At 68.1% G+C, this 12570-nt stretch carries 9 protein-coding genes; 6 read left to right on the top strand and 3 right to left on the bottom strand.

Annotation, left to right across the window (positions count from 1 at the left end; translation table 11 throughout):
* Positions 1 to 108: 108 nt before the first annotated feature.
* The 4 genes from A5753_RS05080 to A5753_RS05065 all read left to right on the top strand — a co-directional run bounded on the left by A5753_RS05080 (position 109) and on the right by A5753_RS05065 (position 5504).
* On the top strand, positions 109 to 1341 hold the full coding sequence (locus A5753_RS05080; protein ID WP_067124076.1) for an MFS transporter: 1233 nt from the start codon (positions 109 to 111) through the stop codon (positions 1339 to 1341).
* Positions 1342 to 1458: 117 nt separating this feature from the next.
* Entirely contained in the window at positions 1459 to 2496 is a 1038-nt protein-coding gene (locus tag A5753_RS05075; RefSeq protein WP_067124074.1) for a L,D-transpeptidase family protein, read from the top strand.
* Between the two features lie 169 nt (positions 2497 to 2665).
* Entirely contained in the window at positions 2666 to 3268 is a 603-nt protein-coding gene (locus tag A5753_RS05070) for a TetR/AcrR family transcriptional regulator (RefSeq protein WP_067124072.1), read from the top strand.
* On the top strand, positions 3258 to 5504 hold the full coding sequence (locus tag A5753_RS05065; RefSeq protein ID WP_067124070.1) for a molybdopterin-dependent oxidoreductase: 2247 nt from the start codon (positions 3258 to 3260) through the stop codon (positions 5502 to 5504). The genes A5753_RS05070 and A5753_RS05065 overlap by 11 nt, the downstream gene beginning before the upstream one ends.
* Here the strand turns inward: A5753_RS05065 and A5753_RS05060 are convergent.
* Positions 5488 to 7476: a M13 family metallopeptidase gene (locus A5753_RS05060; RefSeq protein WP_067124068.1), complete on the bottom strand. Its 1989-nt coding sequence runs from the start codon at positions 7474 to 7476 to the stop codon at positions 5488 to 5490. The two genes, A5753_RS05065 and A5753_RS05060, sit on opposite strands and share 17 nt — an antisense overlap.
* Positions 7477 to 7517: 41 nt before the next feature.
* On the opposite strand from A5753_RS05060, the gene A5753_RS05055 reads away from it, so the two are divergent.
* Together A5753_RS05055 and A5753_RS05050 are read left to right on the top strand one after the other, a co-directional pair.
* Complete coding sequence (locus A5753_RS05055) at positions 7518 to 8186, top strand: hypothetical protein (RefSeq protein ID WP_067124067.1); 669 nt, start codon at positions 7518 to 7520, stop codon at positions 8184 to 8186.
* 7 nt (positions 8187 to 8193) lie between these two features.
* Positions 8194 to 8877 carry a hypothetical protein gene (locus A5753_RS05050; RefSeq protein ID WP_067124066.1) on the top strand — a complete coding sequence of 228 codons (684 nt, stop codon included), beginning with the start codon at positions 8194 to 8196 and terminating at the stop codon, positions 8875 to 8877.
* Between the two features lie 4 nt (positions 8878 to 8881).
* On the opposite strand, the gene A5753_RS05045 is transcribed toward A5753_RS05050, so the two are convergent.
* On the bottom strand, positions 8882 to 9418 hold the full coding sequence (locus A5753_RS05045) for a hypothetical protein (RefSeq protein WP_067124065.1): 537 nt from the start codon (positions 9416 to 9418) through the stop codon (positions 8882 to 8884).
* On the bottom strand, positions 9415 to 12450 hold the full coding sequence (locus A5753_RS05040; RefSeq protein ID WP_067124063.1) for an efflux RND transporter permease subunit: 3036 nt from the start codon (positions 12448 to 12450) through the stop codon (positions 9415 to 9417). The genes A5753_RS05045 and A5753_RS05040 overlap by 4 nt, the downstream gene beginning before the upstream one ends.
* Positions 12451 to 12570: the final 120 nt, after the last annotated feature.

Genomic DNA, 12570 nt, shown 5'->3' with positions numbered 1-12570 from the left:
TCGGCCCTGATTCGGGGGGAGGCGCAGTTGCGGTCCGTACGGTAAGGCAGTGTGATCGCATTAGGCGCGACAACCCAGGAAGTGGGTAGTCCGGCCGATACAGAAGCCATGACTGCCGAAATCAACGCTGCCGCGCGAACGTGGACCCCACGGATCGCGGCTCAGTTGGCTGTGCTGGCGGCCGCGGCTTTCACCTACGTCACCGCCGAGATCCTGCCCGTTGGCGCGCTGCCGGCGATCGCTCGCGACCTGCACGTCAGTCTGTTCGCGGTGGGAACGCTGTTGACCTGGTATGCCTTCGTGGCGGCCCTGACGACGTTTCCGCTGGTGCGCTGGACCGCGCATTGGCCGCGGCGGCGCGCTCTCATGCTCAGCCTGACCTGTCTGACGGCCTCGCAGGCGATCTCGGCACTGGCGCCCAATTTCGCGGTGCTGGCCACCGGCCGGGTGCTTTGCGCGATCACCCACGGCCTGCTGTGGGCGGTCATCGCACCGATCGCGACCCGGCTGGTGCCGCCGAGCCATGCCGGGCGCGCCACCATGTCGATCTACGTCGGCACCAGCCTCGCACTGGTGGTGGGCAGCCCGCTCACCGCGGCCCTGAGCCTGATGTGGGGCTGGCGCCTGGCCGTCGTGTGCATCACCGTCGCTGCGGCCGCCGTCACGTTCGCGGCCCGGTTGATGCTGCCGGAGATGGTGCTCACCGAGGACCAGCTCGCCCACGTGGGCCCGAGGTCACGGCATCACCGCAACCCCCGGCTGATCCTGGTGAGCGTGCTGGCGATGATCGCGGTCACCGGCCACTTCGTGTCGTACACCTTCATCGTCGAGATCATTCGCAACGTCCTCGGCGTGCGGGGGCCGAACCTCGCTTTCGTGCTGGCCGCCTATGGGCTCGCCGGACTGCTGTCGTTGCCGCTGGTGGCGCGGCCGCTGGATCACCGGCCCAAGGGCGCCGTCATCCTCTGCATGACGGGGCTGACGGCGGCCTTCGTGGTGCTGACCGGGCTGGCGTTCGGTGGCAGGGCCGGCGTGGCCACCGCCCTGATCGGAACGGCCGCCATCGTGCTGTGGGGGGCGATGGCCACCGCGGTCTCGCCGATGATGCAATCCGCCGCGATGCGCAACGGGGCCGACGACCCCGACGGGGCGTCGGGCTTCTACGTCACGGCCTTCCAGGTCGGAATCATGGCCGGCTCGCTGGTCGGCGGCCTGCTGTTCGAGCGCAGCGTCACGATGATGCTGACCGCTTCGGCGGCCCTGATGGCCGTCGCGCTGGCCGGCATCGCGGCCAACCGGCGGATGCTGGACGTTGCTCCGACAAGCTCACCCGATTCATAGCCGCGCAGCTCAAACCCATAATCGGCACCCTTCCCGACGCGCGACCAACCGCCGGTGGAGGTAGCTGGCGTGGCTCCTATGCCACACTGTGTCGAGAACACGAGTGGAGGTATGCGTATGTCAGGCTGGACGAGGGCCGGGACTAGAAAGGGCCTCTTCGCCGCTCTGAGCACAACCGGTTTGGCGTCCGTCGTGGGCCTGGCGCTGGTGCTGACTGCGGGCCCCGCATCGGCGGATCCGGACCCGGCTCCCGCTGACCCGGGTGCGGTCGCCGCTCCGCCCGGGCCGCCCCCGCCGCCCGATCCGTTGGCGCCGCCGCCGCCCGACCCGTTGGCGGCCCCGCCGCCCAACCCGCTGGCGCCGCCGGCGCCGTGGGCTCCGCCCAACGCCCAGCCCGCAGCGGCCTCGGCCGAGGGGCAAAACGCCACGCCGTTCACAGGGACGGCGCCGTTCGGGCCGCCGTCGTTCGTCCCCAAGGGCGGCTCGACCGTGGGTGTGGGCCAGCCGATCATCATCAACTTCCCCGGAACGGTCGAAAACGCCGACGCGGCGATTGGCGCCGTGCACGTCTCGTCCGTCCCGCCGGTGCCGGGCAAGTTCTACTGGATGACCCCGACCCAGCTGCGCTGGCGCCCGATCAACTTCTGGCCCGCGCACACCGCGGTGACCGTCGACGCCGGCGGCACCGTCTCCACCTTCCAGACCGGTGACACGCTGATCGCCACGGCCGACGACGCCACCCACCAGCTGACCATCACCCGCAACGGCACCGTGGAGAAGACCTTCCCGATGTCGATGGGCATGACCTCCGGCAACCACCAGACCCCCAACGGCACCTACTACGTGCAGGACAAGAAGGCGTCGGTGGTGATGGACTCCTCGACCTACGGGGTGCCGGTGAGCTCGACCTACGGCTACAAGGTGACGGTGGAGGACGCTGTCCGCTTCGACAACGTCGGCGACTACGTGCACAGCGCGCCGTGGTCGGTCGACGACCAGGGCAAGCGCGACGTCAGCCACGGCTGCATCAACATCAGCCCCAGCAACGCGAAGTGGTTCTTCGACAACTTCGGTCCGGGTGACCCCGTCGTGGTGAAGAACTCCAGCGGAGGCTCGTACAAGAAGAACGACGGCTCCGCCGACTGGATGAATTAACCCGCATCAACAGCGCAGAATCGCCCATTTCCACTCGGAAATGGGCGATTTCGTGTCCGTAGGTCAACCGCGGCCCACATTGATCCAGGCCAACTGCGTGAGGGGCTTCCGCTGGCGGAGCCGTTATGTATAGCATCATACATAACCCTGACGCCCGAGAGGAGATGCGATGCGTGGTCCACGCGAGCGGATGGTCGCCTCCGCCGCGCTGCTGATCCGGGAGCGGGGCGCGCGCGCCACCGCGATCTCCGATGTGCTCGAGCACAGTGGCGCGCCCCGCGGATCGGCCTACCACTACTTCCCCGGCGGGCGCACGCAGCTGCTCTGCGAGGCCGTGGACTATGCGGGCGAGCATGTCGCCGCCGTCATCACCGGCGCCGACGACGGCCTGCGATTGCTGGACACCCTGATCGACAAGTACCGGCGGCAGCTGCTCGACAGCGACTTCCGCGCCGGCTGCCCCATCGTGGCGGTCTCCGTCGAAGCGGGCGAGCGGCAGGACACCGAACGCGTGGTGATCGAGCGCGCCGCGGCGGTCTTCGACCGATGGTCGGACCTGATCGCCGCGCGGTTCATCGCCGACGGCATTGCGCCGGAGCGGGCGCGCGAGCTGGCGATCATGGCGACCTCCTCGCTCGAGGGCGCGATCGTGCTCGCGCGGGTGCGACGTGACCTGACGCCCCTCGACGTCGTCCACCGCCAGCTGCGCGATCTGCTGCTGACGGCGTCGCCCCAACAGGCGCCCGGAAAGGAAAACTGCGATGACCGGTGAATGGCAATCCAGCGCCTGCATCCTGTGCGAATGCAACTGCGGCATCGTCGTCCAAGTCGAAGACCGCCGGCTGGCCCGCATCCGCGGTGATAAGGCGCACCCGGGCTCGCAGGGCTACACCTGCAACAAGGCGTTGCGGCTGGACCACTATCAGAACAGCGGCGCCCGGCTGACCTCCCCATTGCGGCGCCGCGCGGACGGCAGCTACGAGGAGATCGACTGGGACACGGCGATCGTGGAGATCGCCGAGGGCTTCAGACGCATTCGCGACAGCTACGGCGGCGACAAGATCTTCTACTACGGCGGCGGCGGGCAGGGCAACCACCTGGGCGGGGCCTACAGCGGCGCCTTCTTGAAGGCGCTGGGCTCGCGCTACCGCTCAAATGCGCTGGCGCAGGAGAAGACCGGTGAGGCCTGGATCGACGGGCAGCTCTACGGTGGACACACCAGGGGCGAATTCGAGCACGCCGAAGTGGCGGTGTTCGTCGGGAAGAACCCGTGGATGTCGCAGAGCTTCCCGCGAGCGCGCGTGGTGCTCAACGAGATCGCCAAAGATCCGGCCCGCTCCATGATCGTCATCGATCCGGTGGTCACCGACACCGCGAAGATGTCCGACTTCCACCTGCGGGTGCGACCCGGCACCGATGCATGGTGCCTGGCCGCCCTGGCCGCCATCCTCGTGCAGGAAAACCTGTGCAACGAAACGTTTCTCGCCGAGCATGTGCGCGGCGCGCACGCTGTGCGCGCCGCGCTGCGCAAGGTTCCGATCGCCGACTACGCCGAGCATTGCGGGGTCGACCAGGAACTGCTGCGCACGGCAGCGCGCCGCATCGGAACCGCCGCCAGCGTCTCGGTGTTCGAAGACCTCGGGGTGCAGCAGGCACCCAACAGCACCCTGTGTTCCTATCTGAACAAGTTGCTCTGGATCCTCACCGGCAACTTCGCGAAAAAGGGTGGCCAGCACCTGCATTCGTCGTTCGCCCCGCTGTTCGGCCAGTTCTCCGGCCGCACGCCGGTGACCGGGGCCCCGATCATCTCCGGACTCGTGCCCAGTAACGTTGTGCCCGAGGAAATTCTGACCGACCATCCGGACCGGTTCCGGGCCATGGTCGTGGAAAGCAGCAATCCCGCGCACTCGCTGGCCAACTCGGTCGCGTGCCGGGAGGCCTTTCAAGCCCTGGAACTGATGGTGGTCATCGACGTCGCGATGACCGAGACCGCCCGGCTCGCGCATTACGTGCTCCCCGCAGCGTCCCAATTCGAGAAGCCGGAAGCCACCTTCTTCAACCTCGAGTTCCCGCACAACACCTTCCAGCTGCGCCGCCCGTTGATGGAGCCCCTGCCGGGAACTTTGGCCGAACCCGAGATCTGGGCACGACTCGTGCGTGCGCTCGGCGTCGTGAACGACGCCGATCTGCGGCCACTGCACGAAGCCGCGCGAAATGGCAGGCAGGCATACACCGAAGCGTTTCTCGGTGCCGCGGCGACCAATCCAACCGTGGCGCAACTGCTTCCGTATGTGCTGTACGAAACGCTGGGGCCGACACTGCCCGAGGGGCTGCGCGGCGCGGCCGCCCTGTGGGGACTCGCCCAAAAAACCGCGCTGACCTATCCGGATGCGGTGCGACGCGCCGGGCACGCCGACGGCAACGCCCTGTTCGACGCCATCCTGGACACTCCGTCGGGGGTGACCTTCACCGTGCACGACTACGAGGACGACTTCACACTGATCAGCCACGCCGATCACAAGATCGCCCTGGAAATTCCGTCCATGCTCGACGAATTGAACGCACTGTCCCGCACCCCGCCCCGGCTCACCACACCGGAATTCCCGATCGTGCTCTCGGTGGGGGAGCGCCGTGCCTACACCGCGAACGACATCTTCCGGGATCCGGCCTGGCGCAAACGCGACGCCGATGGCGCACTGCGCATCAGCGTCGAAGATGCCCAGATCCTGGGACTGGTCGAGGGATGCCGGGCGCGCATCAGCACCGCGGCCGGTAGCGCCGAGGCCACCGTGGAGATCACCGAGACGATGATGGCCGGGCATGCCGCCCTGCCCAACGGTTTTGGGCTCGACTACCTCGACGCCGACGGGCGGACCGTCACTCCCGGTGTCGCCCCGAACGCGCTCACCTCGACCGAGTGGCGCGACCCTTACGCCGGCACGCCGTGGCACAAGCACGTGCCCGCGCGGATCGAGGCCGCACCGGTGAGTGTCAGTTCCAGATCTTGACCCGGTCCTCCGGCTCTAGAAACAGCGCACCCGCGTCGGCGCCGTCGAAGGCGTCGTAGAAGGCGTCCATGTTGCGCAGCACGCCGTTGCAGCGGAACTCCGGCGGCGAGTGCGGATCCACCGCGAGGCGCCGGATCGCCTCCGCCTCACGGGATTTGGTGCGCCATACCTGGGCCCAGCCGTAGAACACCCGCTGCACGCCGGTCAGGCCGTCGATCACCGGGGCGGGCTCGCCGTTCAGCGACAACTGGTAGGCCAGCAGCGCGATCGACAAGCCACCCAGGTCGCCGATGTTCTCCCCGACGGTGAACGCGCCGTTGACGTGGTGGTCGCTGCCCAGGCCCCGCGGCGTGTAGGCGTCGTACTGCTCGATGAGAGCCCTCGTGCGGGCGCCGAACTCGGTCCGGTCCGCATCCGTCCACCAGTCGACCAGGTTGCCGTCGCCGTCGTATTTTGCGCCCTGGTCGTCGAAGCCGTGCCCGATCTCGTGCCCGATCACCGCGCCGATGCCGCCGTAGTTGGCCGCGTCGTCGGCCTCGGGGTCGAAGAAGGGCGGTTGCAGAATGGCTGCCGGGAAGACGATTTCGTTCATCCCCGGGTTGTAGTACGCGTTGACCGTCTGCGGCGTCATGAACCACTCGTCCTTGTCCACCGGCCCGCCGAGCTTGGCCAGCTCGCGATCGTGGTTGACCGCATACCCGCGCAGGTAGTTGCCGTACAGGTCGTCACGCTCGATCAACAGCGCGGAGTAGTCGCGCCACTTCGCCGGGTAGCCGACCTTGGCGGTGAACTTCTCCAGCTTGGCCAGCGCCCGCTCCCGGGTCTGCGGCGTCATCCAGTCCAGCTCGCTGATGCTCATCCGATACGCCGCCCGCAGGTTGGCGACCAGCTCGTCGATGCGGGCCTTCGCCCCGGGCGGGAAATGCCGCTGCACATAAAGCTTTCCGACGGCGTCGCCCATCAGGTTCTCCACCAGCGACACCGCGCGCTTCCACCGCTCCCGGATTTGCTCGGCCCCGGTCAGCAGCCGGCCGTAGAAGTCGAAGTCCGCGGACACCAGTTCGTCGGTCAGCCAGGAGGCCCGCGCGCGGATCAGCCGCCACCGCGCCCAGCTCTTCCACACCTCGAGGTCCTCGTTGCGCCACAGCTCGGCGAAGGTCCGCAGGTAATCAGGTTGGCGCACAATCACTTCCGCAAGCGATTCCGGGCCGGCGCCCAGCGCGGTGGCCCAGCCCGCCCAATCGAAGCCCAACGATTCGTCACGCAGTTCGGCGAACGTGCGCAGGTTGTAGGTGAGGTCGGCGTCGCGGCGCTTGACCACATCCCAATGCGCCTCGGCAAGCTTGCCCTCCAGCGCGACGATGCGTTCGGCGGTCTGAATGTGGTCTGCCCTGTCCCCGCCGAACACCAGGGCGAACATCCGCGCGATGTGCGCGGGATAGGCCTCCAGCACCTGGAGGTGCCGCTCATCGCGGTAGTAGGACTCGTCGGGCAACCCGAGGCCGGACTGGGTGAAGTGCACCAGATAGCGGGTCGAGTTTTTGGCGTCGGTGTCCACGTACACCCCGACGCCGCCGCCCGCACCCGTGCGCTGCAGCGCGCCGATGGCCCGGGCCAGCGCGTCGGCATCGGCGGCGTCGTCGATCACGGACATCTCGTCGCGCAGTGGTTGCACGCCGCGGCGCTGCACGGTGTCCTCGTCGAGGAAGCTGGCGTACAGGTCGCCGATGCGTTGCGCGTCGTCGTCCGCGGCGGGCGCACCCTGCTGGCTGGCCTCCACGATCAGGTCGCGCACCTGTTCTTCGGCGCGGTCATACAGCTGGCGGAAGGCGCCGTCGGTCGCGCGGTCCGCCGGTATCTCGTATTCGGCCAGCCAGCGGCCGTTGACGTGACCGAACAGGTCGTCTTGGGGGCGGATGCTTTCGTCGACATGGCTCAGGTCGATGCCCGAGCGGATGGCCGTATTCGTCACCCCGCCATCCTTCCATCTTTCCCGGGTGCAACGATCGGGCCATGTCCGACGGCGAGCGAACCGAGCGACCTGCCGAAGAAGATTCCGTTCACGTCGACCCCGGCGACGACGCGAAGGGCGACTCCGGCGACGTCGACGGGGAGGAATTCGAAAGCGCCGCAATGTTCTCCCATTACGGCGTCGCGTCGGCGGTTCTCGGTGTGTTGTCGGTGGCCGCGGTCGTGCTCGGTTTCATCATCTGGTCCGATCATCGAGACCAGGTTGCCGAACGCGGCTACTTGAGCCGCGCCATGCAGACCGCCGCGGATTGGGCGAATGTGTTGATCAACATGAACAGCGGCAACGTGGATGCCAGCCTGCGGCGGTTGCACGAGGGGACGGTCGGGGAACTCAACACCGACTTCGATGCCGCCGTGCAGCCGTATAAGGCCGTGGTGGAGAAGCTGCAGTCGAAGAGCGCCGGGCGGATCGACGCGGTGGCGATCGAAACGGTGCACCATGACCTGGACACCCAGCCCGGCATCGCCCGGCCGGTGGTCACCACCAAGCTGCCTCCATTCGCGAGTCGAACCGACTCGGTGATGCTCATCGCCACCTCGGTCAGCGAAAACGTCGGAGCCAAGCCGCAGACAGTGCACTGGAGTCTGCGGCTGGACGTCTCCGACGTGGACGGCAAGCAGATGATCTCCGGATTGGCTTCGATCAGGTGAGGATCCGATGAGAAACATCTGGCGGTTGGCCGCCTTCGACATCCTGGCGCCGCTGGCCGCGATCGCGGCCCTGCTGGCCATCGGTCTGGTGCTCGGCTGGCCGCTGTGGTGGGTGTCGGCGTGCTCGGTGCTGATCCTGCTGATCGTCGAAGGCGTGGCGATCAATTTCTGGCTGCTGCGCCGCGATTCGGTCAGCCTCGGCACCGACGACGACGCACCGGGACTGCGGTTGGCGGTCGTCCTGCTGTGCACGGCGGCCTTGGGCGCGGCCGTCGCGACCGGCTACACGCACTGGACCGGGGCGGACAACGACTTCACCAACGACTCCCACCGAGTCGTTCAGATCGCCACCGGCATGGCGGAGGCGATGGCGTCGTTCAGCCCCACCGCCCCGACCGGCTCGATCGACCGGGCCACGGCGATGATCGTCCCGGAGCACGCGGCCGCATTCAAGGAGCAGTACACCAAGTCCAGTGCCGAGCTGGCCCAGCACAACGTCACCGCGCAAGCCACGACGGTGTCGGCCGGAGTCGAGGCCCTCGGGCCGTCGGCGGCCAGTGTGGCGGTGGTCCTGCGGGTCACTCAGAACACCCCGGGACAGCCGCCCAGTCAGGCGGCGCCGGCGCTGCGGGTGACGCTGACCAAGCGGGGCAGCGACTGGCTGGTCGCCGATGTGCTGCCGGTCAGATAGCTACTCAGTTGGCTTCGGCTGACCGAGCGGACTTCACCTTGACGAACCGATCCGACAACCGCCGGATTCGGATCATCAGCGCGGCCGTCGGGCTGGTGCTGCCGTCGAGGTAACCGTCCAGCTCCTCGGCCGTGACCCCGATGCGGGACGCGAATTCCTGCGGGGCCAGACCGGACCGGTCGATCAGGAGCGCGACGTGGCGCGCCACCTCGGCGCGCTCGTTGGCCTCCAGGTGGGTGCGGGCACGCTCGAGCACCTCCCACAGCGCCTTGGCGATGCCGTACGGCCGGGTGCCCTCGAGGACCTCTTCGACCTGGCGGGCGGTCCGCCCGTACGGGTCGCGCTTCAGTGCGCCGGCGATGCGCTTCCAGGTCGCGATGTCACCGCCCTGCAGGGCGGAACGGATGGCCGAGGTCGGCCAGAACTCCACGGGCTGGTCGGGGTCCTGGAAGGGCCCGGCCGGCCCGTTGCGGGATTGGCGCTGTTCGGAGCCCGGCCGGTGGGGTGGCGGTGCGGGGCGTCGGTCGGGTGCCAACGTCACCTCGCCTCCTCCAGCATCGCTACGGCCACGGACATGCAGCGTTGCCTGATTCCCTCCCAGTCCGAGTCGGCCTCGGCTTCCGATCCCTGATCTTCCGGGTGGTCGCACGGGTGGGGATCTGCGAGTCGACGGACCAGCTGGGTGGCGATCCACTGCTGCCTGGATGATTTACAACAGTAGTACCTGTCCATTCCGGCCAGCACCACCGCGGCGGTCTCGGGCTCCAACGTATCGACCATGTCTGCAAAGTCGGCATAATCGCGCCGGCTGTTACGGCACATGATCAGGTAGCCCTTGAGCCGCAGCGTCTCGGCACCGGTCGGGACCAGCAGGCGGTCGCCGGTGGGCAGCTGCACGTTGGTGGTCTCCACCGGGCTGCGCCGCTCGTATTTCGGCCCGTCGCCGACGGCTGCTCCGGTGTCGCGTTCCAGCGCGTCGATCGCGACCGACAGGCGTCCCCGCCACAATGTCACCGGGTGAACGGGCCTGCCGGTGATGGCCTTGGCGATGCCGTTGCGCGACGCCAGGCCGTTGACCAGCTTCTTGGCCGCCAGCGAGCCGTTGGTGTGGCCGTTGGCGCCGGGCTTCTTGTCGGTCCCCACGCCGACGCTGACCTTCTCCTCGCCGAGGGCGACCTGGTGGGGAATCTGTCCAGGCCCCAGACCGCGGGACTGATCCTCCTCGGGGGTCACCCCCGCCTGCGCGGTCCGGCCACAGCCGGTGAAGGCCAGCGGATCGGCCACGCAGATCGCGTCGGGCGCGAGGTGTTTGAGCTTGGCGGCCGACTTGACCACCATCCGCAGGTCGGCACTGGGGGCGACCAGCGCCGAGATGTCGTCGGGGATGACGACGACGTCACCGAGGTCGACCTCGGGCAGCGGCCGGTCGAAGTCGACCGACGGCAGCACGCGGGACAGCCACGGCGGCAGCCACCAGTTCCACTGGGCGAACATCGCCATCAGCGCCGGCACCATCACCAGCCGCACCACGGTGGCGTCCACCGCGATCGCGACGGCGCACGCGACGCCGATCTCGGCCACCAGCGGCATGCCGGCGAACGCGAACCCGACGAACACCGCGATCATGATCAGCGCCGCGCTGGTGATGGTCCGGGCGCTGGTGCTGACGCCGTAGGCCACCGCATCGCGGGTGTTACCGGAATGCAGGAAACGCTCCCGGATGCGGGTGAGCAGGAAGATCTCGTAGTCCATCGACAACCCGAAGGTCATCGCGAGCACCAGCGGGGGAACGGTGCTGTCGATCGAGCTGATCTGGGCGAAGCCGAGGTCCTTCAGCCACCCCCACTGAAAGACCATCACCAGGCTGCCGTAGGCCGCGGCGACCGACAGCAGCGTCATCAGGACGCCCTTGAGCGCCAGGAAAACCGAGTGAATGGAGAGCAACAGCATCAGGAACGCGATCAGCGCGACGAAGCCCAACACGAGGGGTTCGGTCGCCGATACCCGGTCGTCGAAGTCCTTGATCAGAGCGGTGGGGCCGCCGACGTCGACGCGTGCGGTGCCCACTTCGGGGACCTTGGGCAGCTGCGCGCGCATCCAGCCGACGGTCTCGCGGGCCTTCATGTCCTCGGGATCCACCGACAACACCGCGGACAGCAGCGCGCTGCCGTTGTCCTCGGCGAACTGCGGAGGCGAGACCGAGACGATGTTGGGGGCCTGCGACATCCGCTGGCGGATCGCGCCGACGGTGTGGCTGTGTTCGGGGGAGGCCGCGCCGCCCTCGGGGAAGTTGATCAGCACGCGGATCGGGCCCAGCGCGCCGGGACCGAGGGCCTGCGCCGCGGCGCCGACCCCGGCGCGAATTTCGTGCGACGAGTCGAACTGCCGCAACAGGCTGTTGCCCAACACCATCGATGACGCCGGCGCGGCCATCACGAGCAGTACCAGCGACGCCGCCAGCGCGGACATCCACGGCCGGCGCATCACCCAGCCGATCCAGCGGTTCCAGAACCGCGACTGCGTGCTCTCGGGCCGTCGCGACCAGTGCAGGAAGCCCGAGCGTTTGGCGGCAGCGCGCCCGAACGTCGCCAGCGCAGCCGGCGTCAACGTGGTCGAGGTCAACATGGCGACCGCGACGGCCAAGATGGCGCCGGTGGCCATCGACTTCAGGGCCGGGGTATTGATCACGTAGATCCCGGTCAGGGAGGCGACGACCGTCATGCCGGACAGCACCACGGCCAGCCCGGATGTGGCCATCGCGGCATCGACGGCTTCGCGGGGCTGACGCCCGGTCCGCAGTTCCTCCCGGAACCGCATCAAGATGAACAGCGAATAGTCGACGGCGAGCGCGATCCCGAACATGGACACCGTCGAGGTCACGAAGACCGACATGGTGGTGTAGGCGGACAGCAGATAAACCAGGCCCATCGTGACCACGACCGTGCAGATCCCCAAGGCGAGCGGAATGGCCGCGGCGGCCAGCGACCCGAATACGGCGAGCAGCACGATCAAAATGACTGGAAGGTTCCACTTTTCGGCTGCGGCGATGTCGTGTTTGGTGTTGGCCGCGGCAGCCGCGGACAGCGCGCCCTGGCCGATGACATAGAGCCGCACGCGGCCGTTCGCGGTCTGGCCGGGCTGATCGCCCTTGATGCCGACCTTGGTGCGGAGCTGCTTGGCGATGTCGCTGGTATTACGGGAATCCAGCCGGACCGAGAGCACGTACGGGCGGTCGGGCTGCGGCGGCCGCTGGATGGGGTTGGGGATTTCGGCGGTGCCGGGGACGCCGCCGGCGATCTGTCGCAGCTGGGCGACGGCGTCGTTCATGTCCTGGTAGCTGGCGTCGGGGCGGGGCGCGGCCACCAGTGCCAGCGACGATCCACCCTGGTCGTGGTACAGCTCCTCGAGCTGATCGTGCACCGCCAGCGATTGCGATCCGGCCACGTCGAACCCGCCGCCGGTGAGATTGCCCGACTGCGTCAGCGCCAGGTACACCGCCGGAACCAATGCCAGCAACCAGCCTGTGAAGACCAACCAGCGGTACTTACGCAGGCTGCGGCTGAGGCGGATCATCAACTGCTGGATTTTGTCGCTCCCCGGTTCTCGCGTAGCGCGTGCTCGCGACGATACCGCAGCCGGCTGTGGAATATGTGGCTTATCTAGTTCCTGAGCTGCGGCGACGGTGTTGTTGCC

This window comes from Mycobacterium sp. 852002-51971_SCH5477799-a, from assembly GCF_001667145.1.
In the GTDB taxonomy this organism is placed as follows: domain Bacteria; phylum Actinomycetota; class Actinomycetes; order Mycobacteriales; family Mycobacteriaceae; genus Mycobacterium.
The sequence above is the reverse complement of the archived record's forward strand: the minus strand, read 5'-3'. Positions and strand labels throughout refer to the sequence as shown.